This is a genomic window from Halopelagius fulvigenes (assembly GCF_055398025.1).
This window is the reverse complement of sequence record NZ_AP043846.1, coordinates 2,169,437-2,194,493: the sequence shown is the minus strand read 5'-3', so window position 1 is coordinate 2,194,493 and position 25,057 is coordinate 2,169,437. Positions and strand designations below refer to the sequence as shown.

Annotated in this window: 28 protein-coding genes; 8 read left to right on the top strand and 20 right to left on the bottom strand. The window is 69.4% G+C overall.

Annotated elements, in window-relative coordinates:
- Nucleotides 1–18: 18 nt before the first annotated feature.
- On the bottom strand, nt 19–1,413 hold the full coding sequence (gene purB, locus ACZ522_RS16075) for an adenylosuccinate lyase (protein WP_379697358.1): 1,395 nt from the start codon (nt 1,411–1,413) through the stop codon (nt 19–21).
- Nucleotides 1,414–1,581: 168 nt separating this feature from the next.
- Here purB and purH point away from each other — a divergent pair, with 168 nt between their 5' ends.
- Nucleotides 1,582–3,159, top strand: a complete 1,578-nt coding sequence (gene purH / locus ACZ522_RS16070) for a bifunctional phosphoribosylaminoimidazolecarboxamide formyltransferase/IMP cyclohydrolase (protein ID WP_379697361.1) — start codon at nt 1,582–1,584, stop codon at nt 3,157–3,159.
- A gap of 239 nt (nt 3,160–3,398) precedes the next feature.
- On the opposite strand, the gene ACZ522_RS16065 is transcribed toward purH, so the two are convergent.
- Nucleotides 3,399–3,584 (bottom strand): DUF7534 family protein, encoded by a 186-nt coding sequence (locus tag ACZ522_RS16065; protein WP_379697363.1) that lies wholly within the window; start codon nt 3,582–3,584, stop codon nt 3,399–3,401.
- 121 nt (nt 3,585–3,705) lie between these two features.
- Nucleotides 3,706–4,134 (bottom strand): universal stress protein, encoded by a 429-nt coding sequence (locus tag ACZ522_RS16060; RefSeq protein WP_379697366.1) that lies wholly within the window; start codon nt 4,132–4,134, stop codon nt 3,706–3,708.
- Nucleotides 4,135–4,273: 139 nt separating this feature from the next.
- Here ACZ522_RS16060 and folP point away from each other — a divergent pair, with 139 nt between their 5' ends.
- From folP to ACZ522_RS16045, 3 genes are all read left to right on the top strand, one after another.
- Nucleotides 4,274–6,784: a dihydropteroate synthase gene (gene folP / locus ACZ522_RS16055; RefSeq protein ID WP_379697368.1), complete on the top strand. Its 2,511-nt coding sequence runs from the start codon at nt 4,274–4,276 to the stop codon at nt 6,782–6,784.
- A gap of 112 nt (nt 6,785–6,896) precedes the next feature.
- Entirely contained in the window at nt 6,897–7,646 is a 750-nt protein-coding gene (locus tag ACZ522_RS16050) for an NRDE family protein (RefSeq protein ID WP_379697370.1), read from the top strand.
- A 25-nt stretch (nt 7,647–7,671) separates the two neighbouring features.
- Nucleotides 7,672–8,025 (top strand): helix-turn-helix transcriptional regulator, encoded by a 354-nt coding sequence (locus ACZ522_RS16045; protein ID WP_379697372.1) that lies wholly within the window; start codon nt 7,672–7,674, stop codon nt 8,023–8,025.
- A gap of 231 nt (nt 8,026–8,256) precedes the next feature.
- Here ACZ522_RS16045 and psmA read toward each other — a convergent pair whose 3' ends face one another.
- The 10 genes from psmA to dapA form a co-directional block, all read right to left on the bottom strand.
- Nucleotides 8,257–9,027, bottom strand: a complete 771-nt coding sequence (psmA, locus tag ACZ522_RS16040) for an archaeal proteasome endopeptidase complex subunit alpha (RefSeq protein WP_379697375.1) — start codon at nt 9,025–9,027, stop codon at nt 8,257–8,259.
- A gap of 6 nt (nt 9,028–9,033) precedes the next feature.
- Nucleotides 9,034–9,513 carry an Rpp14/Pop5 family protein gene (locus ACZ522_RS16035; RefSeq protein WP_379697377.1) on the bottom strand — a complete coding sequence of 160 codons (480 nt, stop codon included), beginning with the start codon at nt 9,511–9,513 and terminating at the stop codon, nt 9,034–9,036.
- Complete coding sequence (locus ACZ522_RS16030) at nt 9,514–10,173, bottom strand: class I SAM-dependent methyltransferase (protein WP_379697379.1); 660 nt, start codon at nt 10,171–10,173, stop codon at nt 9,514–9,516.
- Nucleotides 10,157–10,852: an RNase P subunit p30 family protein gene (locus ACZ522_RS16025; protein ID WP_379697382.1), complete on the bottom strand. Its 696-nt coding sequence runs from the start codon at nt 10,850–10,852 to the stop codon at nt 10,157–10,159. Before ACZ522_RS16025 ends, ACZ522_RS16030 begins: the two co-directional genes overlap by 17 nt.
- A 64-nt stretch (nt 10,853–10,916) precedes the next feature.
- Nucleotides 10,917–12,029, bottom strand: a complete 1,113-nt coding sequence (locus tag ACZ522_RS16020) for a M20 family metallopeptidase (RefSeq protein ID WP_379697384.1) — start codon at nt 12,027–12,029, stop codon at nt 10,917–10,919.
- Nucleotides 12,030–12,079: 50 nt separating this feature from the next.
- The gene (gene lysA, locus ACZ522_RS16015) at nt 12,080–13,351 is read right to left on the bottom strand and encodes a diaminopimelate decarboxylase (protein ID WP_379697386.1); all 1,272 of its coding nucleotides are present in this window, start codon (nt 13,349–13,351) and stop codon (nt 12,080–12,082) included.
- Nucleotides 13,344–13,880: a hypothetical protein gene (locus ACZ522_RS16010; RefSeq protein WP_379697389.1), complete on the bottom strand. Its 537-nt coding sequence runs from the start codon at nt 13,878–13,880 to the stop codon at nt 13,344–13,346. The genes lysA and ACZ522_RS16010 overlap by 8 nt, the downstream gene beginning before the upstream one ends.
- Before the next feature lie 209 nt (nt 13,881–14,089).
- Nucleotides 14,090–14,935, bottom strand: a complete 846-nt coding sequence (locus tag ACZ522_RS16005) for a 2,3,4,5-tetrahydropyridine-2,6-dicarboxylate N-succinyltransferase (protein ID WP_379697392.1) — start codon at nt 14,933–14,935, stop codon at nt 14,090–14,092.
- A complete protein-coding gene (gene dapB, locus ACZ522_RS16000; RefSeq protein ID WP_379697395.1) occupies nt 14,932–15,750 on the bottom strand; it encodes a 4-hydroxy-tetrahydrodipicolinate reductase in 819 nt (272 codons plus the stop codon). Before dapB ends, ACZ522_RS16005 begins: the two co-directional genes overlap by 4 nt.
- Complete coding sequence (gene dapA, locus ACZ522_RS15995; RefSeq protein WP_379697397.1) at nt 15,751–16,674, bottom strand: 4-hydroxy-tetrahydrodipicolinate synthase; 924 nt, start codon at nt 16,672–16,674, stop codon at nt 15,751–15,753. It lies immediately after the preceding gene.
- Between the two features lie 377 nt (nt 16,675–17,051).
- Between dapA and ACZ522_RS15990 the strand changes: the two genes are divergently transcribed.
- Complete coding sequence (locus ACZ522_RS15990; protein WP_092536832.1) at nt 17,052–17,549, top strand: LabA-like NYN domain-containing protein; 498 nt, start codon at nt 17,052–17,054, stop codon at nt 17,547–17,549.
- Between the two features lie 4 nt (nt 17,550–17,553).
- On the opposite strand, the gene ACZ522_RS15985 is transcribed toward ACZ522_RS15990, so the two are convergent.
- A complete protein-coding gene (locus ACZ522_RS15985; protein ID WP_379697400.1) occupies nt 17,554–18,474 on the bottom strand; it encodes a DUF7847 domain-containing protein in 921 nt (306 codons plus the stop codon).
- 114 nt (nt 18,475–18,588) lie between these two features.
- Nucleotides 18,589–18,768: a hypothetical protein gene (locus tag ACZ522_RS15980; protein WP_379697402.1), complete on the bottom strand. Its 180-nt coding sequence runs from the start codon at nt 18,766–18,768 to the stop codon at nt 18,589–18,591.
- Nucleotides 18,769–18,887: 119 nt separating this feature from the next.
- Between ACZ522_RS15980 and ACZ522_RS15975 the strand changes: the two genes are divergently transcribed.
- Nucleotides 18,888–19,394, top strand: coding sequence for a PUA domain-containing protein (locus tag ACZ522_RS15975; protein ID WP_379697404.1), 507 nt, complete (start codon nt 18,888–18,890; stop codon nt 19,392–19,394).
- A gap of 12 nt (nt 19,395–19,406) precedes the next feature.
- On the opposite strand, the gene ACZ522_RS15970 is transcribed toward ACZ522_RS15975, so the two are convergent.
- From ACZ522_RS15970 to ACZ522_RS15955, 4 genes are all read right to left on the bottom strand, one after another.
- Nucleotides 19,407–20,444 (bottom strand): presenilin family intramembrane aspartyl protease PSH, encoded by a 1,038-nt coding sequence (locus ACZ522_RS15970; protein ID WP_379697407.1) that lies wholly within the window; start codon nt 20,442–20,444, stop codon nt 19,407–19,409.
- A 46-nt stretch (nt 20,445–20,490) separates the two neighbouring features.
- Nucleotides 20,491–20,718, bottom strand: a complete 228-nt coding sequence (locus ACZ522_RS15965; protein WP_379699889.1) for an H/ACA ribonucleoprotein complex subunit GAR1 — start codon at nt 20,716–20,718, stop codon at nt 20,491–20,493.
- Nucleotides 20,719–20,723: 5 nt separating this feature from the next.
- The gene (srp19, locus tag ACZ522_RS15960; RefSeq protein ID WP_379697410.1) at nt 20,724–21,005 is read right to left on the bottom strand and encodes a signal recognition particle subunit SRP19; all 282 of its coding nucleotides are present in this window, start codon (nt 21,003–21,005) and stop codon (nt 20,724–20,726) included.
- 136 nt (nt 21,006–21,141) lie between these two features.
- Nucleotides 21,142–22,263, bottom strand: a complete 1,122-nt coding sequence (locus tag ACZ522_RS15955; protein ID WP_379697413.1) for a PGF-CTERM-anchored ABC transporter substrate-binding protein — start codon at nt 22,261–22,263, stop codon at nt 21,142–21,144.
- Nucleotides 22,264–22,330: 67 nt separating this feature from the next.
- Here ACZ522_RS15955 and btuC point away from each other — a divergent pair, with 67 nt between their 5' ends.
- Complete coding sequence (gene btuC, locus ACZ522_RS15950; protein ID WP_379697415.1) at nt 22,331–23,440, top strand: vitamin B12 ABC transporter permease BtuC; 1,110 nt, start codon at nt 22,331–22,333, stop codon at nt 23,438–23,440.
- A complete protein-coding gene (locus ACZ522_RS15945) occupies nt 23,437–24,801 on the top strand; it encodes a heme ABC transporter ATP-binding protein (protein ID WP_379697418.1) in 1,365 nt (454 codons plus the stop codon). The genes btuC and ACZ522_RS15945 overlap by 4 nt, the downstream gene beginning before the upstream one ends.
- Here the strand turns inward: ACZ522_RS15945 and ACZ522_RS15940 are convergent.
- A complete protein-coding gene (locus ACZ522_RS15940) occupies nt 24,777–24,911 on the bottom strand; it encodes a hypothetical protein (protein ID WP_379697421.1) in 135 nt (44 codons plus the stop codon). The genes ACZ522_RS15945 and ACZ522_RS15940 overlap by 25 nt on opposite strands.
- Nucleotides 24,912–25,057 lie beyond the last annotated feature (146 nt).

Genomic DNA, 25,057 nt, shown 5'->3' with positions numbered 1-25,057 from the left:
GCGGCGACGGGGACGGGCCTACGAGTCGTCGAGTTCGCCCACCAGTTCGTCGCCGAGGCCGACGTACGTCGCCGGCGAGAGTGCGCGGAGTTCCTCGCGGACGGGTTCGCTCACGTCCAACTCGTCGAACAGGTCGCGGAAGTCCTCGATGGTCACGTCGCGCCCGCGGGTGAGTTCCTTGACGCGTTCGTACGCCTCGGTGTCGCCCTCCCGGCGGAGGATGGTCTGGACCGCCTCGCCGACGAGTTCGGGGTGGGCGTCGAGTTCCTCGCGCATCACCCGTTCGTTCGGGACGACCTTTCGGAGGCCCGCCGCCGCCTTGCCGTACCCGACGAGACAGTGCGCGAACGCCGCGCCGACGTTCCGCTTCACCGTCGAATCGGACAGGTCCCGCTGGAGGCGGGAGTTCGTCACGTAGTCCGCGAGGAACGTGAGGTCGGAGTTCGCCTTCGAGAGGTTCCCCTCGCTGTTCTCGAAGTCGATGGGGTTGACCTTGTGCGGCATCGTCGAGGAGCCGGTTTCGCCCGCCTCGGCCTCCTGTCCGAGGTAGCGGTCCGAGACGTAGAGCCAGACGTCGAGGTCCAAATCGAGCAGGACGTTGTTGACGCCGCGGAGGGCGTCGAACAGGGCCGCGAGGTCGTCGCAGGGGTTCACCTGCGTCGAGAGGGAGGTGTGTTCGAGGCCGAGTCCGGTCACGAACTCGCGGGAGAACGCCCGCCAGTCAACGTCGGGGTAGGCGGCGACGTGGGCGGCGTAGGTGCCCGACGCGCCCGCGAGTTTGCCCGACAGCGCGTCGGCCGCCTCGCGCACCCGGCCGAGTTGCCGGCCGAGCCGGGACGCGTAGACGGCCATCTCCTTGCCGAACGTCGTCGGCGTCGCGGGTTGGCCGTGCGTGCGCGCGAGCATCGGCGTGTCGCGGTACTCGCGGGCGAGTTCGGCGAGTTCGTCGCGCACCTCCGTCGCGGCGGGGACGAGGACGTCCTCGACGGCCGGTTTCGCCAAGAGGCGGTGCGCGAGGTTGTTCACGTCCTCGCTGGTGAGGCCGAAGTGAATCCACGGGTGGACGCGTTCGGGCGTCTCCGTCCGCAGGAAGTACTCGACGGCCTTCACGTCGTGGTTCGTCGCCGAGTACCCCGCCGCGCCCTCCGTCTCCAGTCGTTTCACGAGGCGGGCGTCCTCGGCGTCGAACTCCTCGTACAACGACCGCAGCGTCGCTCGTTCGTCCGCCGAGAGCGACACGGGCGTGGCGTCCAGGTCGGCCAGAGCCAGCAGGTACTCGGCTTCGACTCTGACGCGCGCCCGGATGAGCGCCGCCTCGCTGGCGTACGGGACGAGCGGTTCTGTCCGGCCCGCGTAGCGACCGTCGAGTGGCGAGACGGCCGACAGGGGGTCCGCTCGGGGAAGGTCGTCCATGGGCGAGGATGCCCCCGGCCCGACCTAAAGCGTGTCGATGGATGTCTCCACTACCATGTATAAATCGACGCACCGAACACCGCATCTCCGCTGAATATATCCACGAACGAGCATACATCTCCCTCGAACATCGCAACTGTTTTTCTCCCGGCGGGTGGGCGTACCACCATGACCAAGATTGCGGGCTTGGCGAGCAACCGCGGACGGAACCTGCTTCACATCGACGAACGCGCGCCGGGCGGCGCGGAACTGGCCGTCGTCCTCTCGAACGAGGAGGGCGCGCCGATCCTCGACGCCGCCTCCGAACGCGGCATCCCCACGGAAGTCGTCGCGCGCGACGACGGGGAGTCCCGCGAGTCCCACGAGAAGCGCATCCTCGACCGCCTGTCGGCGTACGACTTCGATCTGGTCTGTCTCGACGGGTACATGCGCGTCCTCACTGAGGAGTTCATCGACAACGCGCCGACGACGCTCAACGTCCACCCCTCGCTCCTCCCGTCGTTCCCGGGGATGGACGCCCACGAACAGGTTCTGGAGGCGGGCGTCCGCACGACGGGGTGTACGGTCCACGTCGTCACCGAGGAGGTGGACGGCGGGCCCATCGTCACCCAAGAGGCCGTCCCCGTCTATCAGGACGACGACGAGGCGTCGCTGAAAGAGCGAGTTCTCCGCGAGGGCGAGTTCGTCGCCTACCCACGCGCGGTCCGGTGGTTCGCCGAGGGACGGGCGGACGTCACCGACGAGGGCGTCGTCGTGGAGGGCGACGACGGCGGCGACTTCCCCGAACGCCGCGTCGTCTCGAACGACCGCGCCTCGGAACTGCGCTACGGCGAGAACCCGCACCAGGACGCCGCCGTCTACGCCGACGACGCCTGCGAGGAGGCCAGCGTCGTCCGCGCCGAGCAACTGAACGAGGGCGCGAAGGCCCTCTCATACAACAACTACAACGACGCCGACGGCGCGTTGAACCTGATAAAGGAGTTCGACGACCCCGCCGCGGCGGTCATCAAGCACACGAACCCCGCCGGGTGCGCCACCGCCGACACCCTCGCGGAGGCGTACGACCGCGCCCTCTCGACGGACCCGATGAGCGCGTTCGGCGGCATCGTCGCCCTCAACCGCGAGTGCGGCGCCGAGACGGCCGAACAGATCGTCGATTCGTTCAAGGAAGTCGTCGTCGCGCCGGGGTACACCGACGCCGCCCTCGACGTTCTGACCGAGAAGAAGAACCTGCGCGTCCTCGACGTCGGCGAACTCGGCGAGCGAACCGACCGACTCACCGAGAAACCCCTCGTCGGCGGGCGACTCGTCCAAGAGCGCGACCTGTGGGCGCCCACGGAGGAAGACGTGGACGTCGTCACGGAGACGGAACCCACGGAGGAGCAACTGGAGACGATGCTGTTCGCGTGGAAGGTGCTGAAGCACGTGAAATCGAACGGTATCCTGTTCGCCTCCGGCACGGAGACGGTGGGCGTCGGCATGGGGCAGGTGTCCCGCGTGGACGCCGTCCGCCTCGCCGCGATGAAAGCCGAGGAACACGCCGAGGGGAAGGACGCCGAGGGTGCCGTGATGGCCTCGGACGCGTTCTTCCCGTTCCCGGACGGCATCGAGGAGGCCGCCGAGGCGGGCGTCGAGGCGGTCATCCAACCCGGCGGATCCGTCAACGACGAGGACGTCATCGACGCCTGCGACGAACGCGGTATCGCGATGGTGTTCACCGGACGGCGGTGTTTCCGTCACGACTAGTGGCGGAAGCTCGTGGCCGAGCGATAGCGAGGACACGGTGCTTTAGACACGACTGACCGGAGTGAAGGAGCGTCTAACGCCAGCGAGACGAACGGAGTGAGTCTCGCGCGGTTTCCGTCACGACTGAGCGGAGCGAAGAAGTGACGGAAGTTCGACGGGCGAGCGTAGCGAGTCCGTCGGTATTTCCGTCACGACTGGCGGGAGCGCTCGAAAGTACGGAGCGTCTGTCCGAACCGAACTCAGACCGGAAGTCCTCTCTTGTAGACGACCCAGTACGAGAGGGGAACTACCACCAGCAGAATCACCGGAATCGTGAGTATCTGCGTGTACGGGTCCGGGGGTGTGAGCAGGGCACTGACGGCGAAGCCGAGAGCCACGGGTGTGGCGGAGACGAGGAGGAACCGTGTCCACAGCGACTGGTTCATATCCGTACATGTGAATTAGACTACATAAACCTGTGCTGGTCAGCGTTCCGGTCGTCCTCCCGGGCAGGCTCGGGAGTCGGTACGCTCCCGCGGCGAGTGACCCGTTCGCAGGTTCGACCGGTCAGATGCTCACGACGAGAACCGGCCGGTTCGTGTTCTGGACGACGCGTTCGGTGACGCTGCCGAGACTGGCGAGTTTGTCGCGTCCGGTGCGTCCGTGGGTCCCCATCACCACCAAGTCCACGTCGTGTTCGTCGGCGTAGTCGAGGATACAGCGGTACGGGACGCCCTTTCGGACGGCCGTCGTCGCCTGCACGTCGGCGTCGCGCGCGGCCTCGGCCACCGCATCGGCGGCCTCTATCGCCCTGTCGTGCAGCGAGTTCGCCACGGCCTCTCGCTGTTCGTCGCCGGCGGCGAGGCGGATGCGCCGGTCGACCACCGAGAGGGCGTGGACGGTTGCCCCCCGCGTCTTGGCGATGTCTAGCGCGTGTTCGAGGGCGACGGCGGTACCCTCGCTTCCGTCCGTCGGGACGAGTATCGAGTCGTACATGCCCCACCGTTCGGCGCGGGCGTGCTTGAAGCGATACGGTGGTTCTCGCGGGGCGACGACGGAGGCCGCCACCCCCGGCGTTCGGCCCGCGCACGCAGGTCCGACAGTCCTAAGCGCGGCCCGCGTCACCTCGGAGTATATGGAGTACCACGAGGCGGTCAACTTCCTCTTCGACCTCCGCAGGTTTCAGGTGAAGCCCGGGACTGCGTCGGTCCGGTCGCTCCTCGCCGAGTTCGACGACCCGCAGGACGACGTGTCGTTCGTGCAGATCGCCGGGTCGAACGGAAAGGGAAGCACCGCCCGAATGGCGGAGTCGGTCCTCCGCGAGGCCGGCCTCACGGTCGGCCTCTACACGTCGCCGCACTTCGAGGACGTCCGCGAGCGCATCCGCGTGGACGGCCGGAAGATCCCGGAGTCCGCACTGGCCGAGTTCGTCGCGGCGGCGAAGCCGTGGCTGGTCGAACGCGCCGCCTCGGGCGAACCGCTGACGTTCTTCGAGGTGATGACGGCGATGGCCATCTGGCGCTTCGCGGAGGCGGACGTGGACGTGGCCGTCCTCGAAGTCGGCATGGGCGGGGAACTCGACGCGACGAGCGTCGTCGACCCCGTGGCAAGCGCGGTGACGAACGTGACGCTCGAACACACCGCCGTCCTCGGCGACACCGTCGAGGAGATAGCCGAGAAGAAAGCCGCCGTCGCGCCCGACGACAGACCCCTCGTCACCGGCGCGACGGGCGACGCCTTGGAAACGATTCGAGCGCACGCCGAGGAGACGATAACCGTCGGTACCGCGGACGCGGAGATGGAACCCGGGCCGAACGTGACCGTCCGGTACGACGGCCGGGTGAACCACCAGGAGTCGGCCGTCGTCGTCTCCGGCCCCTCGTGGGGCGTCGAAGCGAACATCCCGCTCCTCGGCGCGTATCAGGCGACCAACGCCGGTATCGCCTGCGTCGTCGCCGAACAGGCCGCCGACGCGGCGGGGACGACCATCGACGCGACGACGCTCGAACGCGGCCTCAGGCGGGCCAACTGGCCGGGGCGGTTCGAGGTGATGGAACGGAACCCGCACGTCGTCTTGGACGGGGCGCACAACCCCGGCGCGTGCGAGGAACTCGCGTCCGTAATCGGGGAGTTCGATTTCGAGAACCTCCACCTCGTCTTCGGCGCGATGCACGACAAGGACCACCGCGAGATGGCGGCGGCGCTTCCCCGCCCCGCCTCCGTCGCGACGTGCAGGCCGAACAACGCCCGGTCGGAGGACCCCGAGACGCTCGCCCGCGTATTCGAGGACGCGGGCGCGGGCGACGTGACCGCTGAAACCACCGTCTCCGCGGCGCTTCGGACGGCGCGCGAACGCGCGGGGCCCGACGACTGCGTCCTCGTCACTGGGTCGCTGTTCCTCGTCGCGGAGGCGCGGACGGCGTGGACGCGGACGGTGGTGCCGAAGCGCGTGGAGACGCTCTCGGACGCCGACCGCCTCCTCTCGCGGGCGAGCGTCCCCAACGAGGACGCCGAACGGGTGCGCGGCGATACCGTCCACCGCGTCTACCGGACGACGGCGCAACGCCGGCAGGCCCGCCGCCTCCGCGAGGAGATGCTGGCCGTCGGCGGCGACTGCGCCGTCTCCGGGCACCGCGGCGAGGGCGAACAGGTGGACGTGGTCCTGACTGGGACGCGCGCGCAGTTCGAACGCGTCCGAGCGAACCTCGCGTACGCCGACGAGTACGGCCTCTCGGAGTTCGCCGGAGCGCTCGACGCCGCCCTCGACGCGCCGCCCTCCGGGTCCGCCGCGCCCGGACCGGCGGACGAAACGGGCGAAGCGGAGTTCCCGTGGACCGACGGCACCGCCGTCATGGGTATCCTCAACGTCACGCCGGACAGTTTCCACGACGGCGGCGAGTACCGCGACGCCGACGACGCCCTCGAACGCGCCGAGGCGATGGTCGAGGCGGGGGCCGACATCATCGACATCGGCGGCGAGTCCACCCGCCCCGGCGCGGACGTCGTTCCGGTCGAAGAGGAGATAGAGCGCATCGTCCCGGTCATCGAGTCCCTCGCGGATACGGACGCTCTCGTCTCCGTGGACACGCGGAAGGCGGACGTCGCCCGCGCGGCACTCGACGCCGGGGCCGACATCCTCAACGACGTGACCGGCCTCGAAGACCCCGAGATGCGCTTTCTCGCGGCCGAACGAGACGTTCCGGTCATCGTCATGCACAGCATCGACGCGCCCGTCGTCCCCGGGAAGGACGTGGCGTACGACGACGTGGTCGAGGACGTGATAGACGAACTGAAAGAGCGGATTCTGCTGGCGGAACGGGCGGGCGTCCCCCGCGAGAACGTCGTCGTGGACCCCGGCCTCGGGTTCGGAAAGACGGCCGCGGAGGACTTCGAGATGCTGGACCGGATCGGCGAGTTCGAAGCGCTGGGCTGTCCGATCCTCGTCGGCCACTCCCACAAGTCGATGTTCGAACTCGTCGGCGAGGAGGCGGGCGACAACCTCGAAGCGACCGTCGCCGCCACGACCATCGCCGCCGACAGGGGGGCGGACATCGTCCGCGTCCACGACGTGCGCGAGAACGTCGCGGCGGTGAACGTCGCCCTCGCGGCGCGCGACCCGAGTCGGTTCGCGGACGGCGGCGACTGAACGACTCCGCCCCGTTCGCTCCGCCTCTCCTCACCGTCCCGTCCCCGACCGGCCGTGCGCGCCGCCGACCGACCGGCGAATCGTTTTCCCCCTCACCCCCCTACACGGCGACGTGTGTACTCTGACGATAGCGTGGCGAGCGTTCGACGAGGCGCCCGTCGTCGTCGCGGCGAACCGCGACGAGGCGTTGGACCGACCGTCGGAACCGCCCTCCGTCGCCGAGGGCGACCCCGCGTTCGTCGCGCCGAGAGACGCGGAGGCCGGCGGCACGTGGGTCGGCTACAACGACCGCGGCGTGTTCGTCGGCATCACCAACCGCTGGGTGTCCGTCGAGGGCGGCGGCGAACGCTCCCGCGGCCGACTGGTCCGCGACGCCCTGCGGTGTGAGTCGGCCGAGGACGCCCGGACGATGGTCGAGGACGCTGTTTCCGACGCCGTCTACGACGGGTTCAACCTCGTCGTCGCCGACTCCGAGGCGGCGTACCTGTTCGAGTGGGACGGCGGCCTCCGGATGACGGCGTTCGACCCCGGCGTCCACGTCGTCGTGAACGTGGGAACAGATAGCGAGTTCTTCGAACCGCCGGCGAGACCCCGAGCGGGCCGCGAACAGGCGGAGAACGCGACGAAGGTCCGGTCGGCGCTGGAACCCGAACCCGGCGAGTCCGCGGCGGAGTGGCGCGAACGCGCCGCCGGCGTCCTCGGCGACCACGAGTACGGCGTCTGCGTCCACGACCCCGAGGGTCGGTTCGGCACCGTCTCCTCGTCGCTCGTCACCCTGTTCGCCGACGGGACGGCCGAGTACGAGTTCGCCCCCGGACCGCCCTGTCGGACGGCGTACCGGCGGGTCGAAAGTCAAGTTTAAACCCGTCGCGGGCGACCGTCGAACCATGAGCGCAGGCGAGGCCGAACCCGACCTTTCGGAAGCCGAACGCGCGGGACTGGAACTCATCCGCGAGAGCGGCGGTATCCACCAGAGCGACTTCTGGAAGGAACTCGACATCTCCTCCCGGAAGGGGAGTCGCGTCGCCGAGCGTCTCGCGTCGCTCGGCCTCATCAAACGCGAGGACACGGTGTACAACGGACACAACACCTACTACCTCGAACCCGCCGCGAAGGACCTCGAGTTCTCCCTGCTGATGGCCGGCGACATGCTCTCGCCGTTCATCGGCGAGGAGGAGATAAACGCCAACAGCAACTCCTTCTCCCAGTGGCTGATGAACCTCGCCTACGAGGAGTACTGAGCCGCTTTCTCCGTCCGTTCGGTCTCTCCTTCGAGAGGCGCGTCCGTCTCGCCGAGTGAGAGACGCGTCCGTGGGCCGTTCGATACCGCCGGCGAGAGCGAGGCGCGTCCGAAACGGAGACGAGGCGTACCGACCGGTACCGAGCGGCGATTCGAAGCGACGGTCCGGAGAGAAAAGATAGTCGAGTGCGTCGATTTCGGCGGCGGGACGGCCTGAGACCCGAAGCGGGCGTTACTCCTCTTCTTCGGCCGCGTCTTCGTCGTCCTCGTCCGTGGGTTCGAGGTCGTTCTCGGTGATGTACGACTCCACCTCGTCGTTCGTCAGTTGGACGTACTCCTCCGTCTCCGCGGAGACGGTGGCGACGTCGACGCCCTGGGCGTCGAGCTGGTCGTCGTTCGTCGAGGCGATGGCGCGGAGTGCGAGTCCGAGGCCCTCGTCTAAGGTCAGGTCGTCGCTGTAGTTCTCCTCGAGGTACTCCTGGAGGTCACCGCGTTCCGCGCCGATGGAGACGGCCTTCCACTCGTACGGCGTCCCCGAGGGGTCCGTCTCGTAGAGGCGCGGCGTGCCGTTCTCGACGCCGCCGATGAGGAGGGCGACGCCGAACGGGCGCGCGCCGCCGACCTGCGTGTACTGCTGGATGTGGTCGGTGACGTTCTTCGTCAGCGTCTCGATGCCGATGGGTTCGCCGTAGCGGAGTCGGTTCACCTGCGCCTGCCGGCGGGCGAAGTCGATGAGTTGGCGGGCGTCGGCGACGTGTCCCGCGGAGGCCAGACCGATGTGGGTGTCGGCCTTGTGCAACTTCTCGACGCTCGTCGGTTCCATGAGGGGAGAGCGAGAGCGCTTGTCCGCGGCGAGAACGACGCCTTCCGGCGTTCGGACGCCGACGCTCGCCGTGCCTCGCTTCACCGCCTCGCGGGCGTATTCGACCTGATAGAGACGGCCATCAGGCGAGAAAATCGTTATCCCGCGGTCGTATGCCTGCTGTTGGGCTTGTCCCTGCATATAGTATCACTCGAAATCGAGTTTCGTCGCGCCCGCGAACCCGTCGGCGCCGCGGACGTCCACGCGCGAACCGCGGACGACGGCGGGCCGAGAGTCGTTCTCGAACACGACGTTTCTCTGTTCACAGTCTCCGGCCCGCCCGTTCAAATAACTTTCCTCACAGGCACGCACGGTGCCCGAAATCCCGCGGATTCGGAGTCCCACGGGGTCGCCGCTGACGCGACTCACGCAGGCGACGGCGGCGCGGGCGCGGTCGGTTCGCCCCCGGTGGGCGCGGACTATCGTCTCGCCCTCGCCGTCTTCGAGGCGAAAGGAGAGGACGGTCAGGTCGGCGTCCGCGCTTCCGGCGTCGCCGTAGAGGTTCTGGGCGGCGTACCACAGGTCGCGCTGGAAGTCGCCGCGGTCAAAGTCGGCGTCGGGCCACGCCTCGATTTCGACCGCGAGGTACCGCCACCGCGGGCGGATGTGCTTCGGGAGGTGCTTCATCTACTCTTCGCTCTCGTCGGCCGCCGCGCCGAGTTCGATTTTCTCGCCTGCCTCTCCGAACCGTTCGGCCACGAGGACGCCCACCTGTTCGTCGACGCGTTCGACGGCGGTGAGGACGAACCCCTCGTCGGTCAACGCGTCCACGAGGACGCCGACGGTCGCGGGGTCGTCCACCTCGGGACTGTAGAACGGTTCCTCGGGGTCCGGCGTCCCGAAGAACATCACGTCCCCGAGGACGAACCGGTCGGGGTCCAGGTCGGCGACGACGCCGATGGCCTCGCGTTTCTCCTCGTCGGAGAGGTGGTGCATCGCGAAGTTCGAGGTGATGATATCGACGGGGCCGTCGTAATTCGGGTCGCGGAACCGCCCCTCGCCGAACTCGACGTTCTCTACGCCGGCGTCTTCGGCCTTCTTCCGCGCCTGTTCGAGCATCCCCTCGCTGATGTCGCGGCCGACGACTCGCTTCGCGTCCGGCGCGAGGGCGAGTGCGATAGCGCCCGTCCCCGTCCCGAGGTCCAACACCACGTCGTCGGCCGTCGGCGCGGCGTGTTCGACGACGAGGTTCGCGCAGGCGAGGTACTCATCGGAGTCCTGCGAGTCGTCGTACTCGGCGGCGGCCTTCGAGAACCGGTCGGCGTGTTCCTCAATCGTCTTCTTCATATCCGTCACGTTTGACGCCGGGGGCTATGAACGACTCGGACATCCGCTCGCGGTTCCGCGCGGCGACGTCGCCCCACGCGGCCAGTCCCTCGCGGACGAACTCGCCGCCGAGGCCGATTTCCTCGCCGACGGCCGCCAGTTCCCGCGGCGAACGCACCTGCAGGTGCGACTCCGCGCCGACGCTGACGACGTGCGGCGCGTCGTAGTGGTCGATTAGTCGAGACAGTTTCCGGAGTTTCCGCAGGTGTTGGACGCGCGTCCCCCCCGTTCGCCGCAGGACGGGGCCGAAGTTCACCTCGACGGCGACGCCGTTGTCGCGGGCGGCCTTCGCGAGGACGTGGTTCACGTCGCCGTCGCCGTCGAACGGGCGGGCGAGGACGTCCACGCGCGCCTGTTCGACCGCGAAGCGGTTGAGTTCGTTCGTCCCGCCGCGGACGACGACGAGGGTGCGGTCTGGGCGGAAGTTGCCCACCGCGCCGCTCGCGTTCCGCGGGTGCGGCGCGACCACCTCGGCGGCGTCCACGATATCGACGCCCGCCTCCCCGCGGAGGGCCTCGTAGTCGGGTCTGGCGTCCACGGCGCGGACGACGAGTCCGTCGTAGCCGTGTCTCGCCGCCGTCGCCGCGAATCGAGACACCGTGGCGTCGCCGTCGGGGTGCGCGTAGACCGCCTCGTACATGTGCGCCCAGAGGCCGAGGCGGGGTTTCGTCGTTACGGTTTCCCGGCCGAGGGGGACGGCGCGGTCACCGGCCGACGAGTTCGGCCGCCGCGTCGGTCAACGCCGCCGCCGCTGTCCGCACGTCCTCGACGCGGACGTACTCGCGTTCGGCGTGGGCGACGGCCCCCTCCTCGTCGGCGAGGACGCCCGGCCCGAAGACGACGACGGGCGCGGGCGAGAAGTACGACGCCTCCGTCGCCGCCGTGAAGGGACGCACGTCGCCGGACCCGCCCGCCCGCCGGGACGCCTCGGCGACGGTTTCGACGAGTTCGTGGTCCTCGTCGGTGGCGAACGCCTCCAGGAACGGCGTCGGCCGGTCGGTCAGGTCGAACGAGACGCCCACGTCGTCGGGGACGGCCTCGCGGACGGCGGATTCGATGCCGTCGCGGAACGCCGCGGCCGTCTCCGGCGGAACGCTCCGCCGGTCGAGGACGAGTCGGCACTCCGCGGGCACCTGATTCGTCGAGTCGCCGCCCTCCACCGTCGTCGGCGTCAGCGTGGCGGACCCGAGAGCGGGGTGTTCCTCCCGCCCCTCGTCGTAGGAGCGAATCGCCGATAGCGCCCGTTCGAGTGCGAACACGGCGTTGACGCCCGACTGCGGTTCGGCGGCGTGGGAGGCGACGCCGGAGAGCGTCAGCGTCCCCTGAAACCGCCCCTTCGCGGCGGTGCAGACGTCGAGGTTCGTGGGTTCGCCGACGACGTACATGTCGCTATCCACGTCGAGTGCGTGCGCGCCCGTCGAGAGCACTTCCTCGTCGGGCGTCACCGCGAGGGTAACGCGGGCGTCCGAAGCCGGTTCGACGGCGACGAACGCCGCGAGAAGCGCCGAGAGCGGTCCCTTCGCGTCGCACGACCCCCGCCCGCGAATCACGTCGCCGTCCCGGCGGAACGGGACGTGCGGCGAGACGGTGTCGATGTGCGTGTTCAGTACGAGGTGGGTGTCCGGGTCCGCCGCCCCCTTCGAGGCGAGGGTGTTGCCTGCCCCGTCCACCTCGGGGTCGAACCCAGCGTCTTCGAGCGTTTCGACCAACAGGTCGCGCATCTCTTCGACGCCGTCGTTCGAGGCGACGGGCACCGCGCGTTCGAGGAAGTCGATGGGGTCGAACGCCGAGGCGTCGGCGTCCGAAGCGGAGTTCATGCGGTGACGTTCCCCCGTTTCGATATAAAAAGAATCGGACCGCCCGCCCGCTACTCCTCTAAACGAACCAGGTCGTCGAACGTCTCCCGGCGGCGGGCGACGCGCGCCTCGCCGCCTTCGAGGGCGATTTCGACCGGGCGGGGTTGCGAGTGGAACTGACTCGCCATCGCGTAGCCGTACGCGCCGGTGTGGCCGATGGCGAGGATATCGTCGCGTTCGGGGCGCGGAAGCGGTCGGTCGCGGCAGAACGTGTCGGAACTCTCGCAGACGGGGCCGCCGACCGTCAGCGGTTCGACCGGCGCGTCGGGGTTCGTGAGGTTGCGGATGCCGTGGTAGGCGTCGTACATCGCCGGGCGAATCAGCGTCGTCATGCTGGCGTCGATGCCGACGACGGTCGTCTCGGGCGTGTCCTTGACGGTGTTGACCGTCGCCAACAGACACCCGGCGTCCGCCAACAGGTACCGACCCGGCTCTATCTTCAGCGTCGCGTCCAAGTCGCCGAGGGCCTCTGCGGTCCGGTCGGCGACCGCCTCGATGTCGAGGGGGTCCTCGTCGTCGCGGTAGGGGACGCCGAACCCCCCGCCGATGTCGAGGAATTCGAGGCCGCCCACCTCGCGGGCCAACTCGCCCATCTTCGCGACGTACTCGGCGTGGGCGTCCATGTCCTCGTCGAGCATGCCGCTTCCGGCGTGGGCGTGGAGGCCGACGAGGTCCATATCGTACTCCTCGCGGACGCGTTCCGCGACCTCGGGGACGCTGTCGTACGGGATGCCGAACTTCGGGTGCGCGCCCGTCTTGACCTTCTCATGGTGGCCCGCGGCGATGCCGGGGTTGACGCGGAGGCAGAGGCGGCCGTCGAACCCGCGTTCCGCGAGGCGTTCGACGCTGTCCTCCGCGCCGACGTTGAGCGTCATGCCCGGCGCGTCCTCCCAGACGCCGACGACGTAGTCTAGGTCGTCGTCCGGGGGGTTGACGCCGGTGTACTGTATCTCGTCGGGGTCCGCGCCCGCGCGGAGGGCGCGGAACACCTCGCCCGCGGCGGCGCACTCCATCGGGACGCCCTCGTCTAAGAGCGTCTCCACGACGGCGCGCCCGGAGTGGGCCTTCACCGCGAACATCACCGTCGGGTCGTCGAACGCGGACTCGAAGGCGGCGGAGAGTCGCCGGTAGTTCTGCCGGATGCGGTCCAAGTCGATGACGTACGCCGGCGTGTCGTACTCGTCGGCGAGGTCGCGGAGTCGGGCCGCGTCCCAGTCGCCGAGGCGACGGACCGCCGGGTCGACGTCGGTGTCGGATCCGGCCGTCGGAGCCCGGTCAGTCATCGTCCGCCGGTTGGGTCTCCTCGGACACGGCCGGTTCGGTTTCGACCCGGGGAGAGCGACCCACGCGGCCGCCGTCCGGCGCGGGGGCCGGCGCGGCAAGGGACGCTTCGGACTCGCGTTCGCGGACGACGGCGGCGTTCGTCCCGTCGTCCTCGGAGGAGAGCGCTTCGACGAGGACGCCCTCCCCGTCGGCGACGGCCCGGTACGTCCCCGTCTGCGTGTCGAGCAGGACGGTCTCCTCGCCGATTCGGTCGATGGCCCACGCGGCGGCGCATCCCGCGGCGGCGGGCGTGACGCGTTCGACGACGCCCTCGGGGTTCACGAACGTCGTGACGACGCGCGGTTCGGCGTAGCTCTCTTCGAGTGCGAGAAAGAGGACGCCCTCGGCGTCCTCCTCGGACTCGCAGGCGGCGCGGACGAACGCCCCCCTGTCGGGGACGGCCTGGGCCGCGTCGACGGCGAGAAGTCGGCAGTCGTGGTTTTCGCTTCGGTACGATTCGTACGAGATAGTTCGGTCGGATACGTTCATGGGTGGTGCTAGCGCGGTGGCTCGGTCGGATTCCGATATGGCCGCGAGTGGTCGGACACGGGAGTCACGCGAAAGAGAGAGGTTCGAGCGTTCGCGGATGCTCCCGTGCCGTTCATCGGAGGCCTCTATGTCTCCCCCCTATATATGTTCTGGTGACGATGACATTCGTTGCCACGACCGATGGTCGTGGGAGTCGGTGTCAGAGCGGATTACTCTCGGAGCGCTTCCTCCCTGCGGGTCTTGTCCAGCGTCTCCTCCTCGATGTCGAGGGCGACGACGGCGGGCTTGAACGCGCCGCCGGCGAACAGGTCGTGGTCGCCGATGGACGACTCGACGTAGCGGGTGAACGCCCGGCGGTTCGCGGGCAGGTGCCCGTAGACGACCTCCTCCTCCACGAGGTCGTACACCGGGATTCGCGGCGACAGCAGCGTGTTCTCGCCGACGACGGTGTTCTCGCCGACGTGGAACCCCGAGGTGACGCGGCACCCCGCGCCGAGGGAGACGTTGTCCTCGATTATCACGGGCGCGTCCTCGACGGGTTCGAGGACGCCGCCGACGAGGGTGTTCGCGCCGAGTTTCACGTTCTCGCCGATCTGCGCGCAGGAGCCGACGGTGTCGCAGGAGTCCACCAGCGTTCCGTCGCCGACGTGCGCGCCCACGTTGACGAACGAGGGCGACATCATGATGCAGTCGCGGCCGAGGTACGCGCCGCGGCGGACAACGGTCCCGTCCGGCGTGTTCCGCGTGCCGCGTTCGCCGAGGTCGGCCGTCTCGCGGAGGGGGAGCACGTCGTAGTAGGTGACGCCGCCGTGCTCGCGGCCCTCCGTCTCCCGGAGGCCGAAGTTCAGCAGGATGCCCTGCTTGACCCACTCGTTGACCTCCCAGCCGTCGGGACCGGACCCGCCCGTCTGTTCGGCGGCGCGGACCTCCCCGCCTTCGAGGGCTTCGAGGAACGCGTCGAGCGTCGCCAGTTCCTCGCTGCCGGCCGTCGTGACCGAGAGGGCGTCGTCTTGGTATCGCTGCCACAGGTCGTCGATGTCGGATTGCATGCTCATCGTTGGTCGAGTACGTCGTCGAAGTCGTACCGCCCGGCGTCGCGTCCCGCGACCCAGACGGCGGCGTCGAGTGCGCCGGCGGCGAAGACGCCGCGGGCACCCGCCCTGTGCGTCAGAGAGAGGAGTTCGTGGTTGCCGGCGAGAAGGACCTCGTGCTCGCCGGTCACGTCGCCCGCCCGCCGCGCGTGGACGCCGATTTCGCCGTCCTCGCGCGGTTGGTCGCCGACGCGTCCGTGGACGCGTTCGGACTCGCCGCGGACGTCGTCAGTGTCGCCGGACCGCGTCCGGCGGTTCGACGAACGGACTTCGTCGATGTCGTCTAAGATGGTGTTCGCCGTGCCGGAGGGGGCATCGCGCTTCCCGTTGTGGTGCGTCTCCGTCACCTCGATGTCGTAGCCGGGAAGCGCTGCCACCGCCTCGCGGACGGCGCGACGGAGGGCCGCGACCCCCCGAGAGAAGTTCGCCGCCTTCAGGACGGGAACCGACTCGGCGGCCGAATCCAGCGTCGCGCGGCCCTCCTCGTCGAACCCCGTCGTGCCGACGACGGCGGCGACGCCCGCGTCGGCGCAGGCGGCCACGTAGTCGGCGCTGGACTCGGGACCGGTGAAGTCCACGAGGACGTCCGGCATCTCCACCGCCAGCAGTTCGTCGATCCGCGCCGCTTCGCGGACCGGGACGCCCGAAATCTCCTCGACCGGCGACCGGTTGACCGCGAGCACCACGTCCACGTCGTCGCGGTCGGTGGCGGCGTCCAGAACCTCCCGGCCCATGCGTCCGGCCGCGCCCGTGACGGCGAGGCGAACCGCCTCGGCCATCTACTCGGCCCCCGCCGCCGCGCCCAGCGATTCCTCGCGCGCCGCGTCGAGTTCGTCGAGGATGCGCCGCAGTTCCGCGGCGTTCTCCTCGCGCAACTCCGTCAACGGCGGGCGGAGCGCACCCGGGGCGTGCCCGCGCATCTCCACCGCCGCCTTCACCGGAATCGGGTTCGTCTCGACGAACAGGTGGCGGTTGAGCGGTCCGAGTTCGTGGTGGAGTTCCCGCGCCCGGTCGTAGTCGCCGTCGAGGGCCGCCTCCACCATCGCGACCGTCCGTTCGGGTTCGACGTTCGCGGTGACGGAGATGGTGCCGACGCCGCCCACCGAGAGGACGGGGAGCGTCAGTGCGTCGTCGCCGGAGAGCACCGCGAACTCCTCGCCGCGCGTGCGTTCGACGACTTCGGATATCTGCCCGAGGTCGCCGCTCGCGGCCTTGTAGCCGACGATGTTCTCGTGTTCGGCGAGTTCGGCCGCCGTCTCCGGTTCGATGTTTCGGCCCGTCCGCGAGGGGACGTTGTACACGATCTGCGGCACGTCCACCTCGTCGGCGACCGTCCGGTAGTGGTCGGCGAGGCCGGCCTGTTCGGGCTTGTTGTAGTACGGCGAGATGAGGAGGAGTCCGTCCGCGCCCACCTCGGCGGAGCGTCGGGACAGCTCCAACGCCTCGCGGGTGGAGTTCGACCCCGACCCCGCGATCACGGGCACGTCCTCGACCGCCTCCACCGTCGTCTCGACGACTTCGACGTGTTCGTCGTGCGTCATGGTGGCGCTCTCGCCCGTCGAACCGACGGGGACGAGGCCGGCGACGCCCGCCTCTTCGAGGCGTCGCACGTTCTCAGCCAGCGTTTCGTGGTCGATACTGCCGTCCGAGGCGAACGGCGTCGTCATCGCGGGGAAGACTCCCGTCAAGTCGAGTTCCGTCATGTGGTGTCGTGTCTGTGTGTCTGCGTCGCGTCGGTGGTCGAACGCCGGTGCGCACCGTCGAAAGCCGCCCGAGACGGGGTCGCTACTCCCGCCACGAGCGTTACGGTGCGCGTTTTTTTGGTTTCAGAAGAGCCCCACGCGTCGCTGTCGGCAGGCGGACACCCGACCGGGACGGCGTGGTTCGCGTCACACGCGAGAAACCGGACCGTGCCCAAATATAACTTGCGCAGCGCGCAACATCCGCCGATCGGACGAGGGCGCCGACGGCGGCGGCCGGAGCGGTCAGCGTGACGACCGTTCGCGCGCACGCGTCCGGGCGGGCGCGGGAGACCGGAATCGCCCCACAATTCATTAGGTGTCGTCCCCCCCAGTGAGGTATGACCGAGATTCACCCGGGCCAACGCGTCGCCGTTCTGGCCGACGCGCAGAACCTCTATCACACGGCACAGAGCCTCTACTCGCGGAACATCGACTACTCGTCGCTGTTGGAGAAGGCGGTCTCCGACCGAGCGCTCACGCGCGCCATCGCCTACGTCGTCCGCGCGGACTCCCCCGACGAGGAGCGGTTCTTCGAGGCACTCGTCGATATCGGCTTCGAGACGAAGATAAAGGACATCAAGACGTTCGGCGACGGGTCGAAGAAGGCCGATTGGGACGTCGGGATGGCGTTAGACGCCGTGACGCTCGCCAACCACGTCGATACGGTCGTGCTCTGTACGGGCGACGGCGACTTCTCCCGACTCTGTTCGCACCTGCGTCACGAGGGCGTCCGCGTGGAGGTGATGGCGTTCAAGGAGTCCACCGCCGAGGAACTCATCCGCGAGGCGGACGCCTTCCTCGACATGTCGGAGCGAACCGACACGTTCCTGCTGTAGCCTCTCAGAGCGCCGACTCCTCGCTCTCGTTCTCGAAGTCCGTAGCCTCGGCGAACTCCTCGGGTCGCGCACGGGGTTCGTGAGCGCGGTAGAACGCCGTCGCGTACGTGCGCTGGAACGTGAACAGGAGCATCGTCGTCGCCAACGAGATGACCGAGACGAGGAGTACCTCCTGCGTCGAGAAGCCGAGCGCCTGCATCGGGGCCGCACCGCCCGCGACGGCACTGGCACCCGCGCCCGCGCCGGCCCCCGCACCGTCTTGGAGCTGCGGGAGGTTCTGGAACGTTTGCCAGACGACGAACCCCGTGATGGGAATCGTCGTCAGGATCGAAACGACGAGGTTGATGACGGAGTAGCCGAGGGCGCTGACGAGATTGTCGCGCACGAGTCGGTAGCTCTCGCGGAAGCCGTCGAGCGCTCCCGCCTCGCCGACGACGATGGCGACGGAGTAGAACTGGATGAAGAAGTGCAGGACGAGGAGCGCGAGGACGAGGACGACGACGAGCGCGCCGACTGCGAGCATCGCACCGCCGCCGGCGCCGCCCGCGCCGCCCGCGCCGAGGAGGCCGACGGCGGCGACGACGCCGACGATGGTGGCGACGACACCGAACACGAGGAGGATGGCGAACTCGACTATCGAACCGACGAGCAGGGGGACGTAGCGGTCCCTCCCGACGCGGGTGAGCGTCGAGAGCGACGTCTCTCCGTCTAATCCTTCCGACGCCATGCCGAGGAGGCCGGCGACGACGAACGGCGTCACGAAGAACGTGAGGATCTGGAGGGGGTACGACAGGAAGGAGAGCGACGTCAGCGAGAGCGCTTGCTGCGGCAGGACTATCAGGCCGTACAGCAGTCCTACGAGGAACAATACGGGATTTCGGCCCAGTGCGGAGAGGGCCGAACGGAGGGCATCGATTGCGGCCATACTATCCGTTTGTCGCAGCGTTCCTTAAAGATGAATGAACAGAACCGCTGTCACGTCCGGTCGGCGGCCGCCGCGATACGATTACGGCGTCGAGAGGCCGCGTTACGAGCGGTGTCAGGCCGTCGCGCCGTCGGCGTCCCGTCCGGCGCGGAGGGACGCGACGACGGTGGAGGCGGCGGCGAACGCCGCGATGGCGGCGGAGACGCGCCCGTCGACGCCCGTCTGCAGGAGGAAGGCGCTGCTCGCCAGAAGGAGCGCCGCTCCAAGCGCGACCTGCCGCATGTCCACGGTCATACCCGGAACCGACTGACAGTCGCTACTTAGGGTTTTTCTTCGAAATCGAGCGTGGTAACGAACTGCACGGGGCGAGGGCGGACCGCGACTGACTTCACGGACCGGCGGGAACGACGACCATGAGCGACGACAGCGACGAGGCCGGCGGGGACCGGACGCTCGCCGACCTGCGGACGGTGGCCGACTACCAGTTCGGCGCGGGCGCGGGCGAGGCGCTCTTTCCGAGCGACGCCGAGGCGGAGTTGACGGTGACTCGCTCCACCAGCGGTCGGCCGAGGCAGATACGCGCGCCGGCGGGGCGACTCGTCTCCTACGGGACGGACGGTCGGTTCACGCTCGGGCACGCGGGCGGCGTCCGCCTCGCGGCGGCGTCGGAATCGCCCGCGAACCGAGTCGTCGTCGGCGACGAGAGCGAACCGTTCGTCCGCGACGGCAAGAACGCGTTCGCGAAGTTCGTCACCGACGTCGACCCGGACGTTCGACCCGGCGACGAAGTCGCCGTCGTGACGCCCGACGACACCGTCGTCGCCACGGGCCGCGCGGAACTGTCGGCCGACGCGATGCTCGATTTCGAGACGGGGATGGCCGTCCACGTCCGCGAGGGTGCGGGACCGAGAGAGGAGTGACGCGACGGTAGGTTACAGGCCGAGCGCGGTCAGAATCGGCACGCCGGCGGCGAGCGACCCGACGAGGTAGCCGCCTATCGCGCCGCCGTTCAAGAGCGGCAGTCCGGCGTGCGCCCGCCCCTTCAGCACCATCCACAGGAGGACGAACAGTCCCGCGAACGTCCCGACCATCGATGTCAGCGCCGGGAGGTTCAGGGCGGGGAGGAAGCCGACGCCGAGCGACTCCGCGGGCGAGAAGAACGCCGCCGACGCGATCATCACCGTCGGCATCACGGCGTCGCCGAGGCCGATGAAGAGGGCGTCCCGAACGCCGTCGTCGGAGTCGGAGTCGGCTTCCGTCTCTGCGCCGTCGCGGGCCGGCGAACTCGGTTCGTCGCCGCCGTTGGCCGCGGCCGTCGCCTCGCCGTCCGTCGTCGGGTTCGCCTCCGCGTCCGTTCCGTCCCCCTCGTGGACGTCGTTCGCGCCGGAGAAGTCGTCGTCGAGGAGCGAGTACGACAGCGTCGTCGGCATGACGAGGACGACGGGGATGCGGAGGTCCATCACGCCCTCCGCCAGATCGAGCATGTGCTTCGTCCCGTAGACGCTGATGGCGTCGTAGACGGCCAAGGCGGCCAAGAGGAGTATCGCGGGGAGCAGTCCGAAACTGATGCCGAACAGTCCGGCCGCGCCCGCGCCCATCAGGACGCCGGCGGTGTCGATGACGTACCACTCGGGGTACGCCACGAGTGCGGCGGCGACGACGACGGCGGCGACGGCGGCCGGAATCGCCGGCAGGACGGCGGAGAAGACGTACCACGAGAGCCACCCGCTGGTGAAGACGATGAGCGCGCGGACGGCCCAGTCGAAGTCGTACTTGAACGCCGCGAGCATCACGGCCGTCGCCACGAGGATGGCGCCGATGTAGACGAGGCTGTTCGTCGGGTCCGTCGGGTCCTCGACGGTCTGGTAGCCCTGCTCGTAGAAGGTGGGGACGAGCGCGAGTGCGCCCAACTGCACGAGGAGGAAGACGAGCGCGGCGATGGCCACGCCGAAGTACGCGCGCTTTCGCATGTCGCCCCGTTTCGGCCGGTGCGGTATGGGGGTTGTGCTTCGTCCGCTACCGGGCGTACAGTTTCGTCCCGACGAGCGACGCCGGCGACGCCCCCTCGTTCGGCGCGATGGCGACGTACGGTCGCTCGACGGGGCCGAAGATATCGACCACGCGCCCGACGCTCGACAGCGACTCGTCCACCACGTCGCGGCCGATGTCGGGGTGGGTCTCGCCGTCGGCCCGCGCGATGAGGAGGTTCTGTGCGGTCCGCGAGACGGTGCCGACGCGTTGCATCGCCATTATCCCCTGAGGATGCCGACGTACGCGGCGACGGCCTGCACGAGGTCGTTCTTCGTCGAGTCCTCCGCGCCTTTCACGAGGACGCGCCCGCGGGAGTCCCACTCGCGCGGGTGGGTCACGTCTCGCTCGATGACCGCGTCGTAGCCGACCTGCTGGACGGCTTCCGCGATCTCGTCAACCGTCGGTTCCTCGACCGCGGCGCGGAGGGGGACCCGACGCCCCTCGGACCGCGACTTCGACGCATCGATGTAGACGGGCCAGATGACGTTCTCGACGGCCATACCGAAAGGGGTGCGGCGCGGCCGTAATACGGTTGTGGTCCGCGGTCACCGGTCGCCGACGGTCGGTCGTCTCCGCGGTCGGTCGTCCGCCGGTCGAAAAAAGAGCGAGTCGTCCGAAGCGACGGGTCGTTCGGTTCTACCGTCGGCGCGCCAGAAGCGACGCCCCGAGGAGGGCGACGACAGACGCGGCGACGCCGAATCCGGGCGCGCCCGTCTGCGTCTCCTCGGCCGTCGTGGTGGCGGGCTGTCCGGCGGTCGAACCGGTCGTCTCCGTCGCCGCAGTCGTCCCCGCCGTCGCCGTCTCGTTCGACTGCTGCTTCATCGAACGGTACTCCTCGTACGCCTCGGGGTGGACCGCCTGCATGATCGTCTCGGCGGCGTCCACGGCCCGCGGCGCGGGTTGCTGGAGGTTGTTCTCGTCCACTCGGACGACGTTCCCCTCCCGAATCGCCGTGGTGCTGTTGTAGGCGTCGTTGTTCGGAATCGGCGACCCCTCGGGCGCGACTATCCACGTCGGGTCCATCTGGACGACCGTCTCGTCGTTGAGTTGAGCGAACCCGGAGACTCCGGCCTCGGCGGCCCCGTTCCGGAGGCCGGCCGTGGTCATCACGTCGCCGATGAACGTGTTGTTCCCGGAGGTGTAGCCGTAGAAGACGTTGAGTCCGACGGGTTTCTCCTCGTCGGCGAGGGCCTTCCGCATCAGGCGGGCGGACTCGCAGACGTCGGCGGCGGTCCGCTGTCCCGCCTCGCAGTTCCCGGTCAGGCGACCGATCGTCTCCGTCTTGTTGGCGACGAACTCGAGGGAGGTGCCCGTCCCGAAGACGTACACGGGGACGCCCTGGTCGCGAATCTGCTCGACGCGGTCCTTCGCCAGCCCGTACGTCGAGTTCGGCACGAGGACGAGGTCGGGGTCGGCCGCGAGGACCCTCTCGACGCTCGGGCCGCTCGCCCCGGAGACGTTCGCTTTCTCGTCGGCCCCCTCCAAGTAGGAGGCGTACTGCGAGACGCCGACGACTTCGTCGCGCGCGCCGATCTCCCACATCGTCTGGGCCGCGCTCGGGTTGAGCGTCACGACCCGTTCGGGGTCCGCTTCGAGCGTTACGTCCGTCCCCGTCGCGTCCGTCGCGGTGTAGGGGAAGGTGCACGATCGCTGTCCGCCGGACGCGCCGTCGTCGGTCTGTGCCGCCGCCAGCCCCGCCGTCGGCGCTACCGCGGCGACGACGAGGACGAGGGCGAGAACGGCTGTTCTGTGTCTCATGTGTCCTCCCGTGACCCCTATCGCAACAAGTATTTACCTAAACCAACTGCGATTGGGTTAGAAGCACATGGACGTTCGTGCCCGCACCCTCGCGTGGTCGGGGGGGCTGACCGGCCTCCTCGTCGCCGTCGTTCTCGTCAGCGCCGGCATCGGGCCGGTGTCCATCCCCGCCCGAACCGTGGCGAAGGTGGTGTTGAACGCCGTCGCGGTGCCGTCGGGGGTCACGCTCTCGCCCGCCGCGGTGCCGTTCCCCCTCGTCGGCCGGGCGAACGTCCTCGCGCCGCACCTCGAATTCTCGCCGGTGTTTCGGTTCCCGGTCGAACGGACCCACACCGTCATCGTCCGCAGCGTCCGCCTCCCACGCATCGTCCTCGCCGCCCTCGTCGGCTTCGCACTCGCCACCGCCGGCGTCGTCATGCAGGGCTTCTTCCGGAATCCGATGGCCGACCCCTCCATCATCGGCGTCTCCTCGGGCGCAGCCGTCGGCGCAGTCGCCTCCATCGTCCTCCCCTTCGCGCTCCCGTTCGGCCTGCAACTCCAGAGCGCGGCGTTCGCGACGGCGCTCCTGACGGCGTTCGGCGTCTACCTGCTCGCCTCCGAGGGCGGCCGCACGCCGACGGCGACGCTCCTCCTCGCGGGCGTCGCGGTGCAGACGTTCCTCGGCGCGGTCATCTCCTTCATGCTGCTCCACAGCGGCGAGAGCCTCCGCCGCGTCGTCTACTGGCTGATGGGCCACCTCGGCGGCGCGACGTGGGACGAGGTTCGAACCGTCGCTCTCGTCCTGCCGCCGCTCTTCGTCCTCTTGCTCGCCTACGGCCGGGACCTGAACGTCCTGCTCCTCGGCGAGGAGGACGCCCACAGCCTCGGCATCGAAGTCGAGCGGACCAAACGGATCCTCCTCGCCGCGTCGAGCGTCGTCACCGCCGCCGCCGTCGCCGTCACCGGCGTCATCGGCTTCGTCGGCCTCATCGTGCCGCACGCCGTGCGCCTCGTCGTGGGCCCGGACCACCGGATACTCCTGCCGACGAGCGCGCTGGCCGGGGCGTCGTTCCTGGTCGCCACCGACACCCTCGCGCGGTCCGGGGCGGCCGAGATCCCCGTCGGCATCGTGACGGCGGCCCTCGGCGCGCCCTTCTTCCTCTACCTCCTGCGGACGCGAGAGGTGCATCGGCTGTGACCGACCCACTCGTCCGCGCCTCGGACCTCCGGATCGACCTCGGGGGGACGACCATCCTGGACGGCGTCTCCCTGACCGTCGATTCGGGGACGTTCGTCGGCCTCATCGGCCCGAACGGCGCGGGGAAGACGACGCTGCTCCGGGCGTTGAACGGCGCGCTCACGCCAGCGCGGGGGCGCGTCGAGGTGGCGGGCGAGCGAATCGGCCGCCTCGGGTCGAAGGCCGCGAGCAGACTCGTCGCCACCGTCCCGCAGGACACGTCCGTCTCCTTCGACTTCGACGCCCGCGAGACGGTGCGGATGGGTCGGACGCCCCACCTCTCCCGGTTCGGCGGGTGGAGCGACGAGGACGCGGCGGCCGTCGAACGCGCGATGGAGCGGACGGATGTGACCGGTCTCGCCGACCGCGCCGTCACGGGTCTCTCGGGCGGCGAACGACAGCGAGTCCTCATCGCCCGCGCACTCGCGCAGGCGACGCCGCTTCTCCTCTTGGACGAACCGACCGCCAGCCTCGACATCAACCACCAGGTCCGGACGCTCGAACTCGTCCGCGAACTCGTCGCCGAGGGGAAGACGGCCGTCGCGGCCATCCACGATCTGAACCTCGCGGCGCACTACTGCGACGAACTCCTCCTCCTCTCGGACGGGCGCGTCGTCGCCGCCGGCCCGCCCGCCGACGTTCTCACCGAGGCGAATCTGGAGGGCGCGTTCGGCGCGAACGCGGTGGTGTCGCGCCACCCCGTCACCGGGTCGGTGTACGTCACGGCGTTGCCGGAGACGCGGGCGGGCGACGCCGAGGGGCGCGTTCACGTCGTCGGCGGGGGCGGCACCGCCGCGAGGCACCTCCACATCCTCTCGGCGGCGGGGTACGACGTCTCCGTCGGCGCGTTGAACGAGGGCGACACCGACACCGAGGCGGCGCGGAGCCTCGGCTTGGACGCGGTGACGGTGGCTCCCTTCTCGTCGGTCGATTCCGCGGCGCGCGACGCCGTGGCCGCGCGGGTCGAACGCGCCGACTGCGTCGTCGTCGCGGACGTGGAAGTCGGGCGGGGGAACGTGGCGAACCTCCGCGCGGCCGCCGACGCCGACAGCCTCGTCCTCGTGGAGGAACGACCGTTCGCGGAGCGGAACTACGCCGGCGCAGAGGGCGAACGCGTCTACGAGCGACTCAGGGCGCGTGGCACCGTCGTCTCGGCGGGGGACGTGTTGGCCGCCGTCACGGCGGCAGTCGAGGGCGAGACGGAGAGCGTAGAGACAGGGACGACGACGGAGACAGAGGGAGAGGTGGCGGGGGACGCGGAGGCGGAACGAGAGAAGACGGGGACGGAGGAAGCGGGTCAGTCGGACTCCTCGGCGACGTAGCGAGCGTAGATGCGGTCGGCCGCGAACGACCCGACGACGACGGCGGCGACGGTACAGACCGCCCGGAGGCGCAGTCGGTCGGGGGTTCGACCGGCGTCCGGCGTCGTCACCGAGCAAAGCTCGGCGGGCCGTGAGACCCAATCTCACGACGGGAGCTCGTCGTCTCGACTCATCGTGGTTCGCTCGGGACGCGAGCGTGTTCAATCGTCCGTTAAGCGAACACCCGACCGGCTAACACCTCGGTAACGCCGTTGTA